Annotated in this window: 19 protein-coding genes, 1 tRNA gene and 1 pseudogene; 20 read left to right on the forward strand and 1 reads right to left on the reverse strand. The window is 71.0% G+C overall.

Annotated elements, in window-relative coordinates; translation table 11 throughout:
• Nucleotides 1-60 precede the first annotated feature (60 nt).
• The 7 genes and pseudogenes from ABT009_RS11210 (at nt 61) to ABT009_RS11240 (ending at nt 10,331) form a co-directional block, all read left to right on the forward strand.
• A complete protein-coding gene (locus tag ABT009_RS11210; RefSeq protein WP_351291974.1) occupies nt 61-258 on the forward strand; it encodes a hypothetical protein in 198 nt (65 codons plus the stop codon).
• 229 nt (nt 259-487) lie between these two features.
• Nucleotides 488-3,334 (forward strand): type I DNA topoisomerase, encoded by a 2,847-nt coding sequence (gene topA / locus ABT009_RS11215; RefSeq protein ID WP_351291976.1) that lies wholly within the window; start codon nt 488-490, stop codon nt 3,332-3,334.
• 124 nt (nt 3,335-3,458) lie between these two features.
• Complete coding sequence (gene tmk / locus ABT009_RS11220; RefSeq protein ID WP_351291978.1) at nt 3,459-6,638, forward strand: dTMP kinase; 3,180 nt, start codon at nt 3,459-3,461, stop codon at nt 6,636-6,638.
• Between the two features lie 178 nt (nt 6,639-6,816).
• Complete coding sequence (locus ABT009_RS11225; RefSeq protein ID WP_351291980.1) at nt 6,817-8,022, forward strand: DNA polymerase III subunit delta'; 1,206 nt, start codon at nt 6,817-6,819, stop codon at nt 8,020-8,022.
• Nucleotides 8,023-8,189: 167 nt separating this feature from the next.
• Nucleotides 8,190-9,755: an alpha/beta hydrolase gene (locus ABT009_RS11230; protein ID WP_351291982.1), complete on the forward strand. Its 1,566-nt coding sequence runs from the start codon at nt 8,190-8,192 to the stop codon at nt 9,753-9,755.
• A 147-nt stretch (nt 9,756-9,902) separates the two neighbouring features.
• Nucleotides 9,903-10,148: pseudogene (locus tag ABT009_RS11235) on the forward strand (hypothetical protein); the annotation flags it as partial.
• A gap of 106 nt (nt 10,149-10,254) precedes the next feature.
• A tRNA-Thr gene (locus ABT009_RS11240) sits at nt 10,255-10,331 on the forward strand.
• A gap of 310 nt (nt 10,332-10,641) precedes the next feature.
• Here the strand turns inward: ABT009_RS11240 and ABT009_RS11245 are convergent.
• Entirely contained in the window at nt 10,642-11,280 is a 639-nt protein-coding gene (locus tag ABT009_RS11245) for an AAA family ATPase (RefSeq protein ID WP_351291984.1), read from the reverse strand.
• Nucleotides 11,281-11,424: 144 nt separating this feature from the next.
• Between ABT009_RS11245 and ABT009_RS11250 the strand changes: the two genes are divergently transcribed.
• From ABT009_RS11250 to ABT009_RS11310, 13 genes are all read left to right on the forward strand, one after another.
• Nucleotides 11,425-12,312: an aminoglycoside phosphotransferase family protein gene (locus ABT009_RS11250; RefSeq protein ID WP_351291985.1), complete on the forward strand. Its 888-nt coding sequence runs from the start codon at nt 11,425-11,427 to the stop codon at nt 12,310-12,312.
• 155 nt (nt 12,313-12,467) lie between these two features.
• Nucleotides 12,468-13,001 (forward strand): 3-phenylpropionate/cinnamic acid dioxygenase subunit beta, encoded by a 534-nt coding sequence (locus ABT009_RS11255; RefSeq protein WP_351291987.1) that lies wholly within the window; start codon nt 12,468-12,470, stop codon nt 12,999-13,001.
• A gap of 22 nt (nt 13,002-13,023) precedes the next feature.
• Nucleotides 13,024-14,400, forward strand: a complete 1,377-nt coding sequence (locus tag ABT009_RS11260; RefSeq protein WP_351291989.1) for an aromatic ring-hydroxylating oxygenase subunit alpha — start codon at nt 13,024-13,026, stop codon at nt 14,398-14,400.
• Complete coding sequence (locus ABT009_RS11265; RefSeq protein WP_351291991.1) at nt 14,393-15,037, forward strand: isochorismatase family protein; 645 nt, start codon at nt 14,393-14,395, stop codon at nt 15,035-15,037. The genes ABT009_RS11260 and ABT009_RS11265 overlap by 8 nt, the downstream gene beginning before the upstream one ends.
• Nucleotides 15,034-16,317 (forward strand): NADH-ubiquinone oxidoreductase-F iron-sulfur binding region domain-containing protein, encoded by a 1,284-nt coding sequence (locus ABT009_RS11270; protein WP_351291993.1) that lies wholly within the window; start codon nt 15,034-15,036, stop codon nt 16,315-16,317. Before ABT009_RS11265 ends, ABT009_RS11270 begins: the two co-directional genes overlap by 4 nt.
• Before the next feature lie 52 nt (nt 16,318-16,369).
• Nucleotides 16,370-16,558, forward strand: a complete 189-nt coding sequence (locus tag ABT009_RS11275; protein ID WP_351291995.1) for a ferredoxin — start codon at nt 16,370-16,372, stop codon at nt 16,556-16,558.
• Nucleotides 16,559-16,569: 11 nt separating this feature from the next.
• A complete protein-coding gene (locus ABT009_RS11280) occupies nt 16,570-17,325 on the forward strand; it encodes an SDR family oxidoreductase (protein WP_351291997.1) in 756 nt (251 codons plus the stop codon).
• Between the two features lie 38 nt (nt 17,326-17,363).
• Entirely contained in the window at nt 17,364-18,383 is a 1,020-nt protein-coding gene (locus tag ABT009_RS11285) for a 2,5-dihydroxypyridine 5,6-dioxygenase NicX family protein (RefSeq protein WP_351291999.1), read from the forward strand.
• On the forward strand, nt 18,384-19,508 hold the full coding sequence (locus ABT009_RS11290; protein ID WP_351292001.1) for a DODA-type extradiol aromatic ring-opening family dioxygenase: 1,125 nt from the start codon (nt 18,384-18,386) through the stop codon (nt 19,506-19,508).
• On the forward strand, nt 19,501-20,373 hold the full coding sequence (locus ABT009_RS11295) for a nitrilase-related carbon-nitrogen hydrolase (RefSeq protein ID WP_351292003.1): 873 nt from the start codon (nt 19,501-19,503) through the stop codon (nt 20,371-20,373). Before ABT009_RS11290 ends, ABT009_RS11295 begins: the two co-directional genes overlap by 8 nt.
• Nucleotides 20,370-20,639 (forward strand): hypothetical protein, encoded by a 270-nt coding sequence (locus ABT009_RS11300; protein WP_351292005.1) that lies wholly within the window; start codon nt 20,370-20,372, stop codon nt 20,637-20,639. The genes ABT009_RS11295 and ABT009_RS11300 overlap by 4 nt, the downstream gene beginning before the upstream one ends.
• Entirely contained in the window at nt 20,639-21,463 is an 825-nt protein-coding gene (locus ABT009_RS11305) for a GntR family transcriptional regulator (RefSeq protein WP_351292007.1), read from the forward strand. The genes ABT009_RS11300 and ABT009_RS11305 overlap by 1 nt, the downstream gene beginning before the upstream one ends.
• Nucleotides 21,460-22,197, forward strand: a complete 738-nt coding sequence (locus tag ABT009_RS11310; RefSeq protein ID WP_351292009.1) for a maleate cis-trans isomerase family protein — start codon at nt 21,460-21,462, stop codon at nt 22,195-22,197. The genes ABT009_RS11305 and ABT009_RS11310 overlap by 4 nt, the downstream gene beginning before the upstream one ends.
• Nucleotides 22,198-22,304: the final 107 nt, after the last annotated feature.

Below are 22,304 nucleotides of genomic sequence, written 5' to 3' on the forward strand. Positions count from 1 at the left end.
CTCACCTGGCCCAGGAGACCCACCCGGACCCACCCAAGCCAGCGGCGGAGGACAGGGCACATGGAGAGCGGACCGGCGATCTTCGCAGGGACGGTGTTCGTGCTGTTCGGAGCCGGACTGCTGCTTTGGACCGGGGCACGGGTGCTGCACCGCGCACCCGTGGCACACGGTGTGAACCGCGTCGCATCGGCGACCCTCGCGACCGTCGCCGGAGCAGGCGCACTGCTGCTCGGCCTGTGGTGCTTCGCACGGCTGTGACGTCGGCGGCGGCGATGTAGCCGGGCCCGCGCCCCTCACTGCTCCGGGCCGCCCGGAAAAGACCAGGTCGCCACTCCATGCGGCAGGAATACCGGTACTCGGGTTACCGTTCGAGTGGCCGTTGTGGGCTTTTCCCGTTTGACACGGGGGCGGGATGTACCGTCACACTCCGCAGCGTCACCCTACGTACCGCACAGTCATCGAGTGCCGACCGGAGAGAAGAGCGAAGTTGTCCCCGACCAGCGAGACCGCACAGGGCGGCCGCCGACTCGTCATCGTCGAGTCGCCTGCCAAGGCGAAGACGATCAAGGGCTACCTGGGCCCCGGATACATCGTCGAGGCGAGCGTCGGGCACATCCGCGACCTTCCGAACGGTGCCGCGGAGGTGCCCGAGAAGTACACCGGCGAGGTGCGCCGCCTCGGCGTGGACGTCGAACACGACTTCCAGCCGATCTATGTCGTCAACGCCGACAAGAAGGCCCAGGTCAAGAAGCTCAAGGACCTGCTGCGCGAATCCGACGAGCTCTTCCTCGCCACCGATGAGGACCGCGAGGGCGAGGCCATCGCCTGGCACCTGCTCGAGGTGCTCAAGCCCAAGGTCCCCGTCCACCGGATGGTCTTCCACGAGATCACCAAGGAGGCGATCCGCGAGGCCGTCGCGAACCCGCGCGACCTGAACAAGCGCATGGTCGACGCCCAGGAGACCCGCCGCATCCTCGACCGCCTCTACGGCTACGAGGTCTCGCCGGTCCTGTGGAAGAAGGTCATGCCGCGGCTGTCGGCCGGCCGCGTCCAGTCCGTGGCGACCCGGCTCGTCGTCGAGCGGGAGCGCGAGCGCATCGCCTTCCGGTCCGCCGAGTACTGGGACCTGACCGGCACCTTCGCGACCGGCCGTCCCGGCGACTCGTCCGACCCGTCGTCGCTGGTCGCACGCCTGAACACGGTCGACGGCAAGCGCGTCGCACAGGGTCGCGACTTCGACTCGCTCGGGCAGCTGAAGAGCGACACGCTCCACCTCGACGAGGCGAACGCCCGCGCGCTCGCCGCAGCCCTGGAGAACACGCAGTTCTCGGTGCGCTCCGTCGAGTCCAAGCCGTACCGCCGCTCGCCGTACGCGCCGTTCCGCACCACGACCCTCCAGCAGGAGGCGAGCCGCAAGCTCGGCTTCGGCGCGAAGGCCACGATGCAGGTCGCGCAGAAGCTGTACGAGAACGGCTACATCACCTACATGCGTACGGACTCCACGACGCTGTCGGACACGGCGGTCGCGGCCGCCCGTGCGCAGGTCACCCAGCTGTACGGCGCCGACTACCTGCCGGCCCAGCCGCGCACGTACGCCGGGAAGGTCAAGAACGCACAGGAGGCGCACGAGGCGATCCGCCCCTCGGGCGATCGTTTCCGCACCCCCGCCGAGACGGGTCTGACCGGCGACCAGTTCAAGCTCTACGAGCTGATCTGGAAGCGGACCGTCGCATCGCAGATGAAGGACGCCGTCGGAAACAGCGTGACGGTGAGGATCGGCGGCCGCGCCAGCGACGGCCGGGACGCCGAGTTCACCGCGTCCGGCAAGACGATCACCTTCCACGGCTTCCTCAAGGCGTACGTTGAGGGCGCCGACGACCCGAACGCCGAGCTCGACGACCGCGAGCGCAGGCTGCCGCAGGTCAGCGAAGGCGACGCGCTGTCCGCCGAGGAGATCACGGTCGACGGCCACGCGACCAAGCCGCCGGCCCGCTACACCGAGGCCAGCCTGGTCAAGGAGCTGGAAGAGCGCGAGATCGGCCGCCCGTCGACGTACGCGTCGATCATCGGCACGATCCTCGACCGCGGCTACGTCTTCAAGAAGGGCACCGCGCTCGTCCCGTCCTTCCTGTCCTTCGCCGTGGTCAACCTGCTGGAGAAGCACTTCGGCCGGCTCGTCGACTACGACTTCACCGCGAAGATGGAGGACGACCTCGACCGCATCGCTCGCGGCGAGGCGCAGGCCGTGCCGTGGCTGAAGCGCTTCTACTTCGGCGAGGGCGAGGGCCACGGTGGCGCGGCGGACGCCGGGAACGGCGACGGCGACCACCTCGGCGGCCTCAAGGAGCTCGTCACCGACCTGGGCGCGATCGACGCCCGCGAGGTCTCGACGTTCCCCGTCGGCAACGACATCGTGCTGCGCGTCGGTCGCTACGGCCCGTACATCGAGCGGGGCGAGCGCGACTCCGAGAACCACCAGCGCGCGGACATTCCGGGCGACATGGCCCCGGACGAGCTGTCCGTCGAGTACGCCGAGGAGCTACTGGCCAAGCCGAGCGGCGACTTCGAGCTGGGCAAGGACCCGGAGACGGGCCACCAGATCGTGGCGAAGGACGGTCGCTACGGCCCGTACGTCACCGAGGTGCTCCCCGAGGGCACCCCGAAGACCGGCAAGAACGCCGTCAAGCCGCGCACGGCCTCGCTCTTCAAGTCGATGTCCCTCGACACGGTGACGCTCGAGGACGCGCTCAAGCTGATGTCGCTGCCGCGCGTGGTCGGGACGGACGCTGAAGGTGTCGAGATCACCGCGCAGAACGGGCGCTACGGGCCGTATCTGAAGAAGGGCACGGACTCGCGCTCCCTGGAGAGCGAGGAGCAGCTCTTCACGATCACGCTGGACGAGGCCCTCGCGATCTACGCCCAGCCCAAGCAGCGCGGGCGGGCCGCGGCCAAGCCGCCGCTGAAGGAGCTCGGCGAGGACCCGGTCAGCGGCAAGCCGGTGGTCGTCAAGGACGGTCGATTCGGCCCGTACGTCACGGACGGCGAGAGCAACGCGACGCTGCGCTCCGGCGACAGCGTCGAGACGATCACGCCCGAGCGCGGTTTCGAGCTGCTCGCCGAGAAGCGGGCGAAGAGCCCGGCCAAGAAGACCGCGAAGAAGACCGCGGCGAAGAAGGCCCCGGCGAAGAAGACGGCTGCCAAGAAGACGACGGCCGCCAAGAAGACCGCGGCGAAGAAGACGACGACGGCGGCCAAGACCACGGCGGCGAAGAAGACCACGGCGAAGAAGACGACCGTCAAGAAGGCGGCGGCTTCTCCGGCGGCGGACGACTGAGCAGCCGGGACGACTGAAAACAGCGGCCCGAAGGGCCTGCGACGCCCCGGCGCCACCCGGCGCCGGGGCGCCCATCTGTTCGGGCGCCCTTCGGGGAGTATCCGCCTCCGGATAGGCTGGCAAGATGACGCGAGCCGAGCAGCCACCGGCCCAGAATCCGGCCCCTGACGACGCCCTGGTCGCAGATTCCCGAGAGCGCGCCGTCCGCGCACTGTTGCGCGGGCCGCAGCTGAAGCGGTTGTGGAGCGCCCAATTCGTGGGCGGAGTGGGAGACGCACTCGCCCTTCTCGTCCTGGTGCTGCTGACGCTCCAGGCGGCGATCTCCGCGGGTTCCTTCGGCGGCGGCTACCGCGGCGTGGCGTCCGCCGTCGCCACCGTCTTCGCGGCGCGGATCCTCGCGACGCTGCTGTTCGGTGCGGTCCTGCTCGGTCCGCTGACCTCTCTCACGTCCCCGGGCGGTCCTCTGGACCGCCGCTGGACCATGGTCGGCTCGGACGGCGTGCGTGCCGCGCTGCTGATCGTCGCCCCGCTGTGGATCGACTGGACCCCGGACAACGCGCTGGCGCTCCTCCTCGTCACGGCCTTCGTGACCGGCGTCGCCGAACGCTTCTGGACGGTGTGCCGGGAGAGCGCGGCGCCCGCGCTGCTGCCCCCGCCCCCGCTCGAGGGCGCAGCGGTGCGACCGCTGCCGGACCACATGGACGCGCTGCGGCGGCTGTCGCTGCGTACCGGTTTCGTGGCGCTGCCGATCGCCGCGGCCGCGCTCGTCGTGGTCACGCTCATCGGCAATCTGCTGGGCGCCGGCATCGCCTGGTTCGGGCAGCATCAGGCCGCTCTCGCCTCGTATGTGGCAGCGGGCCTGTTCGCCGCGTCGCTGTCCGTCCTGTACTTCCTCGAACTGCCCGACGCGCAGACGCCACGCGCGCGTTCCCCGCTCGAGGGCCTGCGACGCCCGAAGACGGGCTCGGGCGTGGACAAGGGGCGTACGAACGCGATCCCGCTGCTGGTGCTGGCCTGCGCCGCGGTCGCCACGGCCGTCGCGGCCGCTTTCGCCGTGGCGGTCCTGCACGCCACGGACCTGCGCGGCGGCCCGGTGCTCTACGGGCTGCAGGTGCTCGCGCTGACCGGCGGCACCGTCGTGGGCATCCGTACCGCGCCGTCCGTCCTGCCGTCCCTGTCGCGCCGCCGGCTTCTGGCGCTCGCCGTGGCGCTCACCGGTGTGGCGCTGCTCGCGGCGGGTCTCGTCCCGGATGTGACGAGCGTGCTGCTGATCCTGGCACTCGCGGGCGTCGCCGCAGGTGTCGCCGCGAACACCGGGCACACGCTGCTGGACCAGGAGACCGAGGAGTACCGGCGTGCGCGGACGACCGAGCACCTGCACGCGGTCGTACGGGTGTGCGTGGCGCTCGGCGCCGTGGCCGCGCCGCTGCTGGCGGCGGCGATCGGGCCGTACCGGCTGGTCAGCGGCAAGTTCGTGTTCGCACACGGCGGTGCCGCGTTCACGCTGATGCTCGTCGGGGCGCTGCTGCTGCCGGTGGCCGTGCTGGTGCTGGCGAAGACCGACGACCGGTCCGGGGTGCCGCTGAGGCACGATCTGCGGGACGCGGTGCGCGGCGGTGACCCCGCGCAGGCGCCCGCCGCCTCCGGTTTCTTCATCGCCCTGGAGGGCGGCGACGGCGCCGGGAAGTCGACGCAGGCCGAGGCGCTCGCGGAGTGGATCCGTGCGAAGGGCCACGAGGTCGTGGTCACGCGCGAGCCCGGTGCGACGCCCGTCGGCAAGCGGCTGCGGTCGATCCTGCTGGACGTGTCGTCGGCGGGCCTGTCGCACCGGGCCGAGGCCCTGCTGTACGCGGCCGACCGCGCCGAGCATGTCGACACGGTCGTCAGGCCCGCTCTGGAGCGCGGTGCCGTCGTCATCTCCGACCGCTACATCGACTCGTCGGTGGCGTACCAGGGTGCGGGCCGCGACCTGTCGCCGACCGAGATCGCCCGTATCTCGCGCTGGGCGACGGACGGCCTGGTACCGCATCTGACCGTCCTGCTGGACGTGTCGCCTGAAGCGGCGCGGGAGCGGTTCACGGAGGCGCCGGACCGTCTGGAGTCGGAGCCCGCCGAGTTCCACGCGCGCGTGCGGGCCGGTTTCCTGACGCTCGCGGCCGCAGACCCCGGCCGTTACCTGGTCGTCGACGGGGCTCAGGAGCCGGAGGCGGTGACGACCGTGATCCGGCACCGGCTCGACGTGATGCTGCCGCTCTCGGACGCCGAGGTGAAGGCCCAGGAGGAGGCCCGCAAGGCCGCCGAGGAGGAGGCGCGGCGGAAGGCCGAGGAGGAGGCCGCACGCAAGGCCGAGGAGGAGCGCCTGGAGCGTGAGCGCCAGGAGCAGCTCGCGAAGCTCCGCGCCGAGGAAGAGGAGCGCAAGCGCCGCGAGATCGAGGAGGCCCAGCGCCGCGAGGCCGAACGGCAGGCGGAGGAGGCCCGGCAGCGCGCCGAGGAGGCCCGCCGCCTCGCGGAGGAGGAGCGGGCCCGGCGGGCTGCCGAGGAGCAGGTACGGGCCGCCGAGCAGGAGCGGCTGCGCCGGCAGAAGGACGAAGAGGCCCGGCTGCGCGCCGAGGCCGAGGAACGGCGCCTGGAGAAGCAGCGCAAGGCGGAAGAGGCGCTGCTGCGGGCGGAGGAGGCCCGGAGGCTGGCCGCGGAGGCGGCTGCGGCCTCGGCGGCCGCGTCCGCGGCACAGACGGCCGAAACGGGCACGGGACGCTCCGGGGTCTCGCCCGACAACGAGCGGACGGTGCCCACGCCGATCGTGACGCCGACCAACGCGTCCGGCGGACCGGCGGACGAGACCGCGGTGCTGCCGCCGGTGCAGGCGCCGGGTGCGGCGGACGAGACGGCTGTGCTGCCGCCCGTGCAGCACGGTGGCGCGGCGGCCGGCTCCGACGCGGAGGAGACGGCGGTGCTGCCGCAGCCGCCCGCGGCTCCCGACGAGCCGGCGGGTGCGGCGGACGAGACGGCCGTTCTGCCTCCGGTACGCGATGCCGGGCCGGGTGAGGCCCCCGCCGACCGGGTGCCGCCGGGCTTCTTCCGCGACGAGCGCCCGGCCGGCCCGCAGCCGGACGGTTCGATCGACAGGACGCACGAGCTGCCCCGCGTCGAGGCCGAGGGCCGCACCGGCCGCTCCCGGTCCGACTGGGCGGAGGAGACCCCGCTGGACGACCTCCCGACCCTGGCGGACGAGCTGCTGGGGCCGCACGAGGATCCGGACGGCGACGACGGCGAGCGCTGGGGCAGGGGCCGGGGCCGTCACTGACGGCTGGATCCGCGGCCCGGACCGGCGCTGACGGCCCGGATCCGCGGCCCGGACCGGCGCTGACGGCCCGGATCCGCGGTACGGACCGTCTGCCCGGCCCGCCCTGACCGTCGCTGTCAGTGGGCGGCCCCACAATGGACCGGGCAAGCCGAAGTGCGACGAAAGGGGTGGTGGACCCATGAGCGTGTGGGACGACCTGGTCGGCCAGGAGAAGGTGAGCGCCCAGCTCGCCGCTGCCGCCCGCGACGCCGACGCCCTGGTGACCGCCGCCGCCTCGGACGCCCCGCTCCCGGAGGCGTCGAAGATGACGCACGCGTGGCTGTTCACGGGCCCGCCCGGCTCCGGCCGCTCCACGGCCGCCCGCGCCTTCGCAGCCGCGCTCCACTGCGTCAGCCCCGACCGCGCGCTCGGCGGCGCCCCCGGCTGCGGCTTCTGCGACGGCTGCCACACGGCGCTGGTGGGCACCCACGCGGACGTCGAGATCGTCCGCACCGACCTGCTCTCCATCGGCGTCAAGGAGACCCGCGATCTCGTACGCCGGTCCCAGCTGTCGCCCGCCGGCGGCCGCTGGCAGGTCATCGTCCTCGAGGACGCCGACCGCCTCACGGAGGGCGCGGGCAACGTCCTGCTGAAGGCCGTGGAGGAGCCCGCCCCCCGCACGGTCTGGCTGCTGTGCGCGCCGTCCCTCGAAGACGTCCTGCCGACCATCCGCTCGCGCTGCCGCCACCTCACGCTGCGCACGCCTCCGGTGGACGCGGTGGCCGATGTGCTCGTACGACGCGACGGCATCGAGCCCGACGTCGCGGCCGCCGCGGCCCGCGCCACGCAGGGGCACATCGGCCGCGCCCGGCGCCTCGCGACGGACGAGCGGGCGCGGGAGCGCCGCGCCGCCGTGCTGAAGCTGCCACTCCGTGTCGCCGACATAGGGGGGTGCCTGAAGGCCGCGCAGGAGCTGATCGACGCGGCGGCGGAGGACGCCAGACAGGTCGCCGAGGACGTCGACGCAAAGGAGACCGAGGACATGAAGGCCGCCCTCGGCGCGGCACAGGGCGGCCGCATGCCGCGCGGCACCGCAGGGGTGATGAAGGAGCTCGAGGACAGGCAGAAGCGCCGCAGGACGCGAACCCAGCGCGACAGCCTGGACCTCGCCCTGATCGACCTCACGGGCTTCTACCGCGATGTGCTCGCCCTGCAGTTCGGCTCCCGTGTCGCCGTCGCCAACACGGAGGTGCAGGACGCGCTGGAGCGGATAGCCCGCAGCACCTCGCCCGAGTCGACGCTGCGTCGCATCGAGGCGATCGCCGCGTGCCGGGAGGCCCTCGACAGCAACGTCGCACCGCTGCTGGCCGTGGAGGCGATGACGGTCGCCCTGCGGGCGGGCTGACGGCCACCGGCCGCTGGGCTGGTGTGCGGCCGCCGTTCCGGGGCCAGCACCTCGCGATGGACACGGACGGCCTGAAAATGCCGCCAGACGTGATCGCCACTCGACTCGCAAAAGTCCGTCGCGTCACGGAGTGCAATCATGTCATCGCGGACAGTTAGGCTCGCATGATGAACACCATGCGTCACATCGAGGCAAGCGGGCTCCGGGCGGCCGGCGCCCTTATCGTCGCCGCCGGGCTGCTCGCCACCGGCTGCTCACGGGGAGGCTCGACGACCGACGCCGCGCTGGCGGCACTGCCCAGGTCCACGCCGGCGAGTCTCTCGGCGTACTACGGCCAGGAGCTGCGCTGGCGTGACTGCGGTGCCCCCGGATTCGAGTGCTCCACGTTGAAGGTCCCGCTCGACTACGACAAGCCGGACTCGGGCGACATCGAGCTGGCCGTCGCCCGCAAGAAGGCCACGGGCCCCGGCAAACGCCTCGGCTCACTGCTGGTCAACCCGGGCGGCCCGGGCGGCTCGGCGGTCGGTTATCTCCAGTCGTACGCGGCTCTCGGGTACCCGGCGGAGGTCCGCGCGCGGTACGACATGGTGGGCGTCGACCCGCGCGGCGTGGCGCGCAGCGAACCCGTCGAGTGCCTCGACGGCAGCCAGATGGACGCGTACACGAAGACCGATATCACTCCGGACGACCAGCGCGAGACCGACGAGCTGGCCGCCGCGTTCAAGAAGTTCGCGAACGGCTGCGAGAGCCGGTCGGGCACGGTCCTGCCGCATGTCTCCACGGTCGAGACGGCACGCGACATGGACATCCTGCGCGCCGTGCTGGGCGACAAGAAGCTGACGTATGCCGGCGCCTCGTACGGAACGTTCCTGGGCGCCACGTACGCCGGGCTGTTTCCCGAGCGGGTCGGCCGCCTCGTCCTGGACGGCGCGATGGACCCCTCGCTGGCCTCCCGCCGGCTGGCCGAGGAGCAGACCGCCGGATTCGAGACCGCGTTCCGAGCCTTCGCCGAGGACTGCGTGAAGCAGTCGGACTGCCCCCTCGGCGGCCCGGGCACCACGGCGGAGGCCGCGGGCAAGAACCTCAAGGCGTTCCTCCGGCAGCTGGACGCCGCCCCCCTCGCCGCCGGCTCCTCGGACGGACGCAAGCTCACCGAGTCGCTGGCGACCTTCGGTGTGATCGCGGCGATGTACGACGAAGGGGCGTGGTCCCAGCTGCGCGGCGCCCTCACCACGGCAATGAAGCAGAAGGACGGCGCGGGTCTGCTGGCACTCGCGGACAGCTACTACGAGCGGGGCGAGAAGGGCACGTACACGAACCTGATGTTCGCCAACGCCGCCGTGAACTGCCTCGACCTGCCGCCCGCCTTCACCTCTCCCGAGCAGGTCGAGCAGTCGCTCCCCGCCTTCGAGAAGGCGTCGCCGGTCTTCGGTGAGAGCCTCGCCTGGTCGTCCCTGAACTGCGCGTACTGGCCGGTGCGGGCCACGGGCACCGCGCACCGCATCGAGGCGAACGGCGCGGCCCCCATCGTCGTCGTCGGCACCACCCGCGACCCCGCCACCCCCTACCACTGGGCCGAGGCCCTGGCCGGCCAGCTCTCCTCCGGCAGGCTCCTGACGTACGAGGGCGACGGCCACACGGCGTACGGCCGCGGCAGCACGTGCATCGACACCGCGATCAACCGCTACCTGATCGAGGGAATCGCCCCGGAGGACGGGAAGCGCTGCTCGTAGCTCACGGAGCGCGATGCTCTCAGGGGTTGGGAGCTGCCGCCGGTGTGCTGAGCAGGAATGAGTCCTGGTGGGCGCAGGGGCGCGTGGCCGGTATGGGGCTGGGCTGGTCGTCTGGCCACGCGCTGGAGGCTGACTTCCGGATGTGGTGAGAAGCACGGCCGCAACAAGCGGTTCCGGCAGTTGATCTCCCGCTTCCCGACCGCGAAACTCACGGCCCGGCTGGTGTCCATGGCCTGGAGCAGGACGTGGCGATTGTCGCCCGGCCCCCACCTGCCCCGACCACGCACGAGATGCGCGTCGCCGGTGGTTGAGCGAACGCGGGGGACCAGCGCGCCCAACACCGTTCGGGGCAGCGCCACCGAGCAGCAGTCCTGGCAACAGGACTCACAGTGATGATTGCGGTGGCACCGCTCAGTGCCTCAGGAGCGGTGTGCGGAGCACCCCCGGAAACTGTGTAGACTTGGCGACGCCGCTGATCGCACCATAGTGATCGCGACAAGCCGCCTTAGCTCAGATGGCCAGAGCAACGCACTCGTAATGCGTAGGTCTCGGGTTCGAATCCCGAAGGCGGCTCCAGTGAAACCCCAGCTCAGACAGCATCTGAGCTGGGGTTTTTCGTTCAGCGGATGCTGCGGCGAAGTCGGGCCGGGGCCGCGCGGCTGTCGGTGGTCTCCGTTCTGGTCTCAGTCGGGGGTTCCGGCCAGCTCAGGCCCGGTGTCTCGCCCTCCCGGGAATCCCATGGATGACTAAGTCCGAAGTCTTCAGTGGTCGTACGTGATCACCGAGCGCTTGACCGTTCGCTGCGTGATCCGGTTGTGCCAGATGGCGGCGGCCAGGGCGGGTCGCGGGCCCCACGAGTGAAGTAAGGAACCGGCTGGCCCGCCGGCTACTTCACCAAGGCGCGGTGACGCGCCTCGCGGACGATCTGCTCGGCGGTCTGGTCGGGAGTGAGTGCCGAGGTGTCGAACCACCAACCGACATCGCCGAGTTCGCGCTTCATGTCGGCGTCGAGGGCTTCATAGCCATCGAAGTCGAACCGCGAAATGGGATCTCTGATGGTGTTGCGGTACCGGCAGACCTCGGAGCCCGGCGCGAGGACGACGAACAGGACCGGCCGAGGCGCGAGGAGAGTGACGAAGAAGTCCAGTTGCTGACGGGTGGGAATGATCCAGTCGATCACGGGCGTGAAACCGGCGTCGGCGAAGTTGTTCGCAAGCGTGCACAGATTCCGGTTGCACAGCTCTACTTGCCGTGCGGCTTCGTCGGCAGGCTCGCCCAGAGCCCAGACTCGGCCGCTGAGGATCATCAGGTTCAGGTCGTCCCCGTCGATCCGGGCGGCGCGGAGCAGGCGCTCGGCGACCAGCCGGGTAACCGTGGACTTTCCGGCCGCCGGCATCCCGGTGACGATCAGGCATTCCGGCGCTTCGGGAGCTTCGGGCGTGATCACACCCGGGATGGTGGCAGCGCGCCTTCCAGCCTGCAATCGTATTTCCAGTTCGCGCGACGCCCGGCACGACAGGCTCACCGCCGCTCCCAACCGGTTGTATGGTCGCGGCCTGCCCGGACACCGGACCCACTCATCTGGCTGGACATCCGCTGGGGGGACGCCCACAGGCTCAGGCCGCATGGCGCCCGCCCTTGGACGCGAAAGGGCGATGCTGTGATCTCCGTGCCCCCTGGACTCCTGGCCTTCGGCCGCTGGCAGCTCGAAGGAGAGCAGGGACGCGCCTGGATCCAGGCTCTGCCGGAGCATGTGGAGGCACTGCTCGCCCGGTGGGACCTGGCGCCCGACGGCGAGGCCATGCACGGCTACAACGGCATGGTTCTTCCAGTCCGCCGCGGACAGGAGCGGTGCGCCCTCAAGGTCTCCTGGCCGCCAGAGACCGCTGCCTGCCGCGAGGCGCTTGCCCTGGAGATCTGGGAAGGCCGCGGTGCCGTCCGCCTCCTGGAGACCTCTCCCGCCGAAGGCGCCCTGCTTCTCGAACGCGCCAACAGCCGCACACTCCTACGCGACCTCGCCCTCAGCGCAGCCGTGCCGGTGGCCGGCACGCTACTGCGCAGACTGGCTGTTCCCGCACCGGCGGGGCCCCGTCGACTCTCCGAGGTCGCCGCCGAGATCCGCGACGGCCTGGTCGATCGGTGGGAGCGACTCGGCCGCCCATTCCCCTTGGGACTGGCGGATCAGGTACGGGACTTGGCCGGCGGACTCAGCCTCCGGACTGGATCCCTGCTGGTCAATCACGACCTCCACTACGACAACGTCCTAGCCGCAGACCGGGAACCGTGGTTGGCCATCGACCCGAAGGTCTACGCTGGAGACCCTGAGTATCAGGTCGCTCAGCTGCTGTGGACACGGCTCGATGAGATGGACGGGCGAGCAGACCTCTTCTTCCACTTCCACGCCCTTGTCGACGCCGCCGAGCTGGATCCGGACGTCGCGCGCGCCTGGACCGTGGTGCGATGCATCGACTACTGGCTGTGGGGACTGGGCGCCGGCTTCACGGAGGATCCGCTGCGATGCGAAGCCATGGTCGATGTCTTCACCCCGGAGGGGTGACAGGACCGGCTTCACCAGGCGCGCTCGCCGGGCCGGCCGGGCCGCTCCCCCCGCCGGGCTCCCCTGATAGCTGTAACCGCCAATTAACTCCGACCTATTGCCGTGGGCAAAAGTGCATGCAAAAGTGTGTTCATCTTCGGAAGGGAGGGGTCTCCGTGGTCGGGACTGGGGTCAGGGTGAGGGTGGGCAGCGCCCTCTACAACGAGGTCGTCGAGTGGATGGACACCGAGACCGAGCTGCTGGATGAGTACCGGGAACGCGAGTGGCTGGAGGCGATGGTCAGCCGCGACGTGGTGTACCAGGTGCCGATCCGGCAGACCGTGGAGCGGGCGCGCGGGAACGGGTTCGTCCCCGGGGCGTTCCACCTGGACGAGACGTACGGATCGCTGGAGAGCCGGGTGGCGCGGAACGAGACCGCGTACGCCTGGGCGGAGGACCCGCCGTCCCGTATCCGCCACTTCGTGACCGGCATCAGGGTCACCGCGGATGCCGATGACGCGGACCTCGTGAGCGTACGCAGCAATCTGCTGATCTACCGCACGCGGCAGGAGCAGACCCAGCCGCAGTTGCTCTCGGGTGAGCGGCAGGACCGGTTGCGCAGGGAGGACGGCGCGCTGCGCCTCCTGCGCCGCGAGGTCCTGCTGGATCTCACGGTGATCGGCACCCACAACCTTTCCATCTTCTTCTGACTCTTCTGAGAGGAACGCGGCGATGACGCAGGCGAAGAGCACGAGAGCCGACGCGCTTCTCGACGAACTCGACACGGGGCTGGCCGAGGGCGAGCTTCCCGCGGGGCTGTTCGGCAACCAGGAGATCTACGACCGCGAGCTGCGGTCGATCTTCGGCCGGTGCTGGGTGTTCCTGGCCCACGAGTCGGAGATCGAGGCGAAGGGCGACTACGTCCTGCGCAAGATCGGTGAGGACAACTTCATCGTGATCCGCGATGAGGAGGGCGGGATCAACGTCCTGTTCGACGCGTGCCGGCACCGCGGAGTGCAGGTGTGTCGCGCGGACTCGGGCAACACCTCGCACTTCCGATGTCCGTACCACGGCTGGACGTACAACGCGAAGGGCGACCTGGTGGGTGCGCCGCTGTGGCGCAACGCGTTCGGCGGGATGCCCAAGGAGGGCAACGGGCTGTCGAAGGCCGCGCGGGTGCAGTCGTACCACGGGCTGATCTTCGCGACGCTGGACCCGTCGGCTCCTCCGCTGGAGGAGTATCTGGGCGGCATGGCCTGGTATTTGGACCTGCTGTTCGGTCTGAACGAGCACGGTATGGAGGTCGTCGGGCCGCCGCAGCGGTTCGTCATCGACGCCAACTGGAAGTCGGGCAGCGAGAACTTCGCCGGCGACGACTACCACCTCGGCACGCTGCACCGGTCGGTGTGGGAGATCGGTGCCTTCCCGGTGCCCTTCCGCGAGAACATGATGGGCTATCACATCCAGGCGGCCCCCGGGCATTCGCTGTCGTTCTCGATGGCGCCGACCGAGGACGAGCCGGGTCCGAAGTTCTTCGGGTTCCCCGAGGAGCTCGCCGAGACCTTCGACACGAGCCGCATCAGCGACCACCAGCTCGAGATCGCACGGCGTTCCCGCGTCATGGTCGCCAACGTGTTCCCCAACTTCTCGATGCTGGCGCTGCCGATGACCGAGGACGGCGCCAATCACGAGCCGACCGGCGTCGTGACCATCCGCATGTGGCAGCCGCACGGAGTCGGCCAGGTCGAGATCTGGAACTGGTTCTGCGTCTACAAGAACATGACGCCCGAGCAGAAGGACCGGGCCTACCGGGCCGGGCTCGGCACGTTCTCCATGGGCGGCGCGTTCGAGATGGACGACACCGAGCCGTGGATCACCGTCAGCCGCACCGGCCGCTCCGTCGCCGCCGACCTCCTCGACTTCAAGCTCAACTACCAGATGGGCATGCCGGGCGTCGGTATCGCCAAGCCGGTGGAGGACTGGCCGGGCCCGGGCATCGCCTTCTGGACCCGCTACGAGGAGGGCGTGCAGCGCAACCTCTACCGCCACTACGCCGACATGATGCGTGCCGAGCCCGGCACCTGGCCGAAGCCGACGTTCGATGAGTGAGTGGATGGAGGCGGTACGGGAGCAGTACCGCGGTCGGGGAGTAGGGGAGCGGCTGGGACCCGGCGCAGGCGGCCGGAAGCCCGGCATCGTGGTCGTGGACCTCATCAACGGCTTCACCGACCCCGCCTGCCCTCCCGGCTCCGACCTGGACGCGGTCGTCGACCGTACAGCCGAGCTGCTGGACCGGGCCCGCGCGGCCGGGCTGCCGGTCTTCTTCACCACGATCTCGTACGAGCCGCGCGACCTGGACGAACTGGTCTGGCTGCGCAAGATGCCCGCGCTTCGCGCGCTCACCGCGGGTTCGCGGTGGGTGGACGTGGACGAGCGGCTGGCGCCCCTGGACACGGAGCCCGTGATCGCCAAGAAGGCGGCCTCGGCCTTCCACGGCACGGATCTCGCCCAGCGGCTGGCGGCCGCGGGGGTGGACAGCCTGATCGTCTGCGGCGCCACCACCTCCGGCTGCATCCGGGCCACCGCGATCGACGCGTGTGCGGAGAACTACCCGGTGCTCGTCCCGCGCGAGTGCGTGGGGGACCGGGCCGAAGGACCGCATGAGGCCAACCTCTTCGACATCGACGCCAAGTACGCGGATGTGGTGGGCCTGGATGAGGTGCTGGGCGAGGTGATGGCCGGATGACGCAGACGCTGAGCCCCGCGCTCGCCACGAGCCCCGCGCTCGGGCAGACCGCCGGGCACGCTCCCGGCATCGAGCCCCGCCTGGCCGTCGACCGCCCGCTCGACCTCGGCGCGGAGCTGGAGCGCGGTACGTACGGACCGCAGACGTGCCCCGACGTGATCGCCGAACTTCAGGCCGCAGGACTGCGTGGCCGCGGTGGCGCCGGGTTCCCCGCGCACATCAAGTGGCGCGGGGTCGCGGAAGCGGACGGGCCCCGGGTGGTCGTGGCCAACGGCGAGGAGGGCGAACCCAGTTCGTACAAGGATCGCTGGCTGCTGACGCACCGGCCGCACCTGGTGCTGGACGGGCTGCTGCTCGCCGCCCGCACCGTGGGCGCCGACCGCGCGGTCGTGTACCTCTCTCACCCGGAGACCGAGACGGCGGTCCGCGCCGCGATCGCCGAGCTCGACCCGGCGGCCGGGGCGGCTTCGGCTTCGGCGGCCCCTGCGGCTCCGGTGGCCGGGGTGCGCCTTGAGGTGCACGTCGTGGAGCCGACGTATGTGGCGGGCGACGAGACGGCGGTCTGCCGGTCGATCAGCGGAGGCCCGGCACTGCCGACGGCCCGCCCGCCCCGGGTCGGCGAGAAGGGGGTCGACGGCCTGCCGACGCTCGTATCGAACGTCGAGACGCTCGCCCACGCCGCCTGGATCGCCCGAAACGGTGCCGCGGCCTACCGCGCCCACGGCACCGCCGATTCGCCCGGCACGACCCTCGTCACGCTCAGCGGCGCGTGCGCGCGACCGGGCGTCTACGAGGTCCCCTACGGGCTGACCGTCGCCGAACTCTTCGAGCTGGCAGGCGGGTTCACCTCGTCTCCGGCCGGGTTCCTGATGGGCGGCTGGTTCGGCGGCCTGCTCGGCCCGGCGCATGCGGCGACCGGCTGCACATATGAGGACGTCCGGGTGGCCGGATCGGGACTGGGCTGCGGGGCGATCACCGCGCTCCACGCCGACCAGGACCCGCTCGCCGTCGCGGCCGAGGTATCGGCCTGGTACGCGGCGGAGTCCGCGCAGCAGTGTGGGGTGTGCGTCAAGGGCACCGCGTCCATCCGGGACGCCTTCGCCTCGCTCGGCGCGGGCACGGCCACCGACGTGGACCGGAACAACCTCGCCCGCTGGGGGCAGACCCTGCCCGGCCGGGGCGCCTGCGCCTTCCTCGACGGCGCCGCGACCTGGGCGCGCACCGTGCTGACGGAGTTTCCGGAGCACATCGACGCCGGCAACGGCGACACCGGCAACTGAGCCGCCGCGGCACCAGCGACGCCGGCACCAGCGACACCGAAGGAGACACACCATGAAAGCAACCGTCGACTCGACCAAGTGCAACGGATACGGCACCTGTGCGGACGACGCGCCCACCGTCTTCCAGCTCGACGAGTGGGGCTACGCCGGCGTCATCGGCGACGGCACGGTGACCGACAAGGACGCCGCCTGCCGCGCCGCCGCGGGCTGCCCCGAGCGCGCCATCACCCTTCACGACTGAGCGGGGGCGTCATGGATCTCGGACTCAAGGGCAAGGTGGCGCTGGTCACCGCCGCAAGCAAGGGCATCGGCCAGGCGATCGCGCGGCAGCTGGTCGCCGAGGACGCCGTCGTGGCCGTCAGCGCCCGTACGCCGGTCGAGGCGGAAGGCCAGACCTCGTATCCCACGGACCTGCTGGACCCCGCAGCCGTCGAACGGCTGATCCCCGATGTGATCGCCGCGCACGGCTCCCTGGACGTCCTGGTCGTCAACACACCAGGACCGAAGATCATGCCGGTGCTCGAGCCCCGGATGGAGGACTGGGACGCGGCCTACGCGCAACTGGTGCGTCCTGCCGTGCAGTTGGCCACAGGCGCGGCACGCGTGATGGCGGCGAACGGCGGCGGTTCGATCCTCTTCATCACCTCGACCTGGGTGAAGCAGCCCGCTGTCGGCGGCGCCCTGTCGGCGTCCATGCGCTCGATGCTGTCGGCCCTGGCCAAGCAGATGTCGCTGGAACTCGCGGAGCAGGGCGTGCGCGTCAACCAGCTCATGCCCGGCGCCACCGGTACCGACCGGATGGAGAACATCGTGGCGGCCAAGTCGGCGGCCAACGGCACGACCCGCGAAGAGGAGATCGGCAAGGTCGTCTCCGCCATTCCGCTGGGCCGCTGGGCCGAGCCGGAGGAGATCGCCCGGGCCGCCGCCTATCTGGTCTCCCCGGCCGCCGCGTTCGTCACGGGCGAGACGCTCGCCGTCGACGGCGGCGCCATCCGCTCCACCCTCTGACCTCCGACCTCTGACCGATCAGAAAGAGAGGCATCGATATGCCGAAGACCCTGCGTGAGCTGTTCGTCGACCAGTACCGGCTGTGCAAGCTCGCCCCGAACGAGACGGTCGCCGTCATCCAGGAACTCGGCCAGAAGACCGAGTACGCCGAAGCCGCGGTGGCCGCCGCCCGGGACATCGGCGCGGGCGCCCTGGTGCTCACCGCCTCCAGCTTGTCCAACCCGATGCTGCCGCCGTACGAGGCCGACGGCCGCGAGGTCGCCGCGCTCCTGGCCGCCGCCGCCGAGTGCGACCTGGTGATCGACGTGACCGTCGGCGGCCTCATCCACTCCGACGTGCGCACCCGGATCACCGGCAACGGCAAGCGGATGCTGTTCGTCGCGGAGCCCGCCGACGTGCTCGAGCGCCTGATGGGCGACGAGGACCTCCGCAAGACGGTCGAGGCCGGCGGCCGCCTGCTCAAGGCGGGCAGCACGCTGCGTGTCACCAGCGCCGCGGGCACCGACCTGACCGCCGACATCTCCGGCGAGGACCTCCCGATCACCCACCAGTGGGGTTACGTCGACGAGCCCGGCCGCTGGGACCACTGGCCGAGCGGCTTCGTCGCCTGCTTCCCCCGCGACCGCACGGCCGAGGGCACCATCGTGCTCCAGCCGGGCGACGTGCTGATCCCGTGGCAGCGCGCCGTGCGCGACACCGTCACCCTCACCGTCGAGAAGGGCTTCATCACCGGCGTCGAGGGCAAGGGCAACGACGCGTTCGTCCTGCAGGACTACTTCGACGCCTGGGAGGACCCGGAGGTTTTCGCGGTCTCCCACATGGGCTGGGGCGTGCACCCGATCGCCCGCTGGTCGGCCTTCGAGGTGTACGAGCCGCGCTCCCTGTACGGGCAGGAACTGCGTTCCACCGCAGGCAACTTCATGTGGTCGACCGGCCCCAACCGCTTCGCGAACCGCGAGACCCCCGCGCACCTCGACATCCCGATGCGCAGCTGCACCGTCGAGATCGACGGCACGGCGGTCGTCCGGGACGGCAAGCTGACCGGCGAGGGAGCGTAGATGGACACCCGCACACTCGAGCGCGCGATCCTCGCGCTCGGCAAGGACACCGGGCTGCTCGGCCGGTTCCGCGCCGACCCGGCCGGCGTGGGCGCCGCCGAGCTCGGCCTGGACGCCGAATGGGCGGGCGTGATCGCCGGAGGCGACCGCGACCGGCTGCGCTCGGCCGGGGTCGTGGACGGCATCACCATCCTGGTCAGCCGCTGGTTCGCCGACGACCTGGGCGACTCGACGAGCTCCGGCCGCTTCCACGTCGAGACGTCGACGCCGCTGCCCGAGCCGAACGTGCCGGAGAACCTGGTCTTCGCTGGTGGCTGCTCGCACGTACCGGACCTGCTGGCCCGGCCCGAGGTGGACCCCGCCGACGCGGTGGCCCGCCTGACCGAGGGCTACCAGCGGCTGGCCGAGCGGATCGCCGCCGCCGACCCCGACGTGCTGATCGTGACGGCCGACTGCCACTTCCAGTCGTTCCGTACCGGCGCGTTCGTCATCGGCACCGGCAAGGAACACGTCGGGTCGATGGAGTTCTTCAAGCGCCCCGACCTGGACCTCACCCTGACCGGCGCGCCCGAGTACGCCCGCGCCATGGCCAACGCGATCCGCGCCGAGGGCATGGAGGTCGAGGAGTCCGAGCAGATCGACCTCGACCACGGCCTGATCGTCCCGCTGCGGCAGCTGCTGCCCCGCCCGGACCTGCCGGTGATCCCGATCATCACGCAGCCGGCCCGCTCCTTCTCGCCGTTCGGCGCCCGCGCCTTCGGCGAGGTGCTGCGCTGCGTGGTCGACGGGCGCGACCTGAAGGTGGCGATGCTGGCCACCGGCGGTCTGTCGCACTGGCTCGACCCGGGCAAGTTCGGTGGTGTGGACGTCGAGTTCGACACCTACATCCTGGAGATGCTGCAGGCCGGACGAGGCACCGACCTGGCGAACCTCGAGCCGTACGCACTGCTCGACCACGGCCAGTACGAGTTCCCCAACTGGCTGATCATGCTCGGTCTCACCGGCCCCGGCGTCCGCGGCGAGGTGTTCGCGTACGAGCCCATGGAGGCGTCCGGCGGCGGCTGGACCGTCGTCGACATGCTCCTGCCGGAGCGGGAGCCCGTGAAGGCGGGCAGCGGTGACTGAGCGGACGCTGCGGGTCGGCCTCACCCAGTGGCACGCCACCCGGGACCTGGCCGCCAACACGGCCACCGCCGTGCGGATGGTGCACGAGTGCGCCGCCGCCGGAGCCGATCTGGTGCTGCTGCCCGAGAACGGGCTGATGCTCGGCACGAACACCGAGATGCGTGAGGCCGCACTGACGGTGGAATCGCCGGAGATCACCAGCCTGCGGCAGGCCGCCAAGGAGGCGGGCGCTGTGGTCGTCCTCGGCGGCTTCAAGCGGCGCGGCCCGGACGACATCCGCAACACCGCCCTGGTGATCGACGCCCAGGGCGAGATCGTCGGCGGCTACGACAAGATCCACCTGTTCGACGCCCGCGTCGGCGGCCAGTCCTTCGAGGCGTCCGGCGTCGAGACCGCGGGCGACCGCCCGGCGCTGCTGCGCATCGGCGGCACCACCGTGGGCCTGACGATCTGCTACGACGTGCGCTTCCCGGAGCTCTACCGGGCACTCGCACTGTCAGGCGCCGAAGTCCTGCTGGTCCCGGCGGCGTTCACGCAGCGGACCGGCGAGGCCCACTGGGAGGTGCTGCTGCGCGCCCGCGCCATCGAGAACGCCGCGTACGTGGTGGCCTCGGCGACGGTCCGGGGCCAGGGCGACGACGCGGACGACGCGTTCCCCACCTACGGGCACGCCCTCGCGGTCGGTCCCTGGGGCGAGGTGCTCGCCGACCTCGGGGAGCAGGCGGCGGCCTGGCAGATCGTCGACCTGGACCTCTCCCAGGTGGCGGCGCGGCGCCAGGCTCTGCCGGTGCTGAACGGTGTGAAGACCGGCGTCTACGGGGTCTCTCCTGAGATCATTGATGCAGACGCGAGGGAGGGAACATGAGCACCGAACCGCCACTGGGTGAGGGCATCGTCCGGGCCGGCGAGAGCTTCGGCATCGGCAACGAGTTCACCGGCGTGCGCGTGCGCAAGGTGTGGACGCGCCAGGGCGAGAGGCTGGAACTCTACGTCCCCAAGCGGGACTACCGCATCCTGCTCGACGCCATGCAGCTGGAGATCATCGCCGCCCAGGAACCGGAGCGCTTCAGCGAGTTGTTCGCCATCTCGTTCGGCGCCGAGGAACCCGCGGACGGGGAGGGCGGCGTCTGATGGCAGCGGGAACCCGGCCGGGGACGACGGTCGAAGAGATCTACCGGACACTGCGGGAGCGGATCATAGAGGGCCGGTACATGCCCGGCTTCCGTATGTCGCAGGGCGCGCTCGCCGCCGAGCTGGAGACCTCCCGCACGCCGCTGCGCGAAGCACTGCACCGCCTGGAGGCCGACGGTCTGGTGGTGGCCGAGGCCAACCGCGGCATGGAAGTGGCGCCCACCAGTCCGGCCGACGTCGAACAGCACTATGTGCTGCGGCTGCTGGTGGAGCCGCCGACGATCTCGGGCATCATCGACCAGCTCACCGAGGACGACCTGGCACGGATGACCGAGGACCTGGAAGCGATGGAGGCGGCCCGCCACCGCATCCGCGACTTCCAGGAGGCGCACCACCGCTTCCACCAGAACGCGCTGCGCCGCTACCCGAAGGCCCTGGCCGAGCTCACCGAGTCGCTGACCCTGAAGATCTACCGCCACCAGCGCCTCTATCTGTCGCATCCGCACACCCCCGAGCACTTCACCAGCGTCGACCGCCGGTTCCTGGAGGCCGTCCGCGACCGCGACACCGAACTCGCCCGCCAGATCCTGGAGTTCCACCTCATCGACGCCGCGCTCGGCCTGGTCCTGGACAGCGACCCGGACCACCGCTTCGACGCGCTGCTCGTCGCGACCAGAGGGCTCGGCATCGAGCTGGGCACCACCTCCGACAACCGGGTGGACCGCCCCGCACCGCTGGGCTGGCGGCGCCTCGGTGCGTACGCCGACCTCGAACTGCACACGTCCAACCTGCGCATGCTGCGCACCGAAGGAGACAGCTCATGACCGCGACCCGGGTCGGCCTCATCGTGCCGAGCTCGAACACCACGATGGAGACGGAGATCCCCGCGATGCTCCGGGCCCGCGAGGAGATACGCCCCGAGCGGTTCACCTTCCACTCGTCCCGTATGCGGATGCAGCAGGTGACTCCGGAACAGCTGCGGGACATGGACGACCAGTCGCTGCGCTGCGCCCGCGAACTCGCGGACGCCGAGGTCGACGTCATGGCCTACGCCTGCCTCGTCGCGATCATGGCGCGGGCCACGGGCTACCACCGCGAGAGCCAGCGGCGCCTGGCCGAGATCGCGGAGGGCACCCCCGTCGTCTCGTCCGCGGGCGCGCTGGTGGAGGGTCTCGAGCACCTCGGCGCGAAGAAGATCTCGGTGATCGCGCCGTACATGAAGCCGCTCACCCAGACCGTCTGCAACTACATCGAGGCCGAGGGCGTGGAGGTCCACGACTCGATCAGCCTGGAGGTCCCGGACAACCTGGAGGTCGGCCGCCTGGACCCGGCGCAGCTCGTCGACATCGCCGCCAAGGTCGACACCTCCGGCGTGGACGCCCTGGTGCTCAGCGCGTGCGTGCAGATGCCCTCGCTGCCGGTGGTCGAGCAGATCCAGAACGCCTTCGACATCCCGGTGGTGACCGCCTCCGTGGCCACGGTCTGGAAGACCCTGCGGGAACTCGGACTCGAGCCGGTCGTGCCGCGCGCGGGGTGGCTGCTGGCCGATCGCGGCTGACCTTCTTTTGAACGCTGCTAGTGCATGCATTTCTGCATGCATCAGCAGCGAGGGGGGACCCCGGCGCGGGCAGGCGCCGCATTCGCACCAACCGCACGAGCCCGGAC

The sequence above is a fragment of the Streptomyces sp. NPDC002896 genome, from assembly GCF_040295225.1.
Lineage (GTDB): Bacteria > Actinomycetota > Actinomycetes > Streptomycetales > Streptomycetaceae > Streptomyces.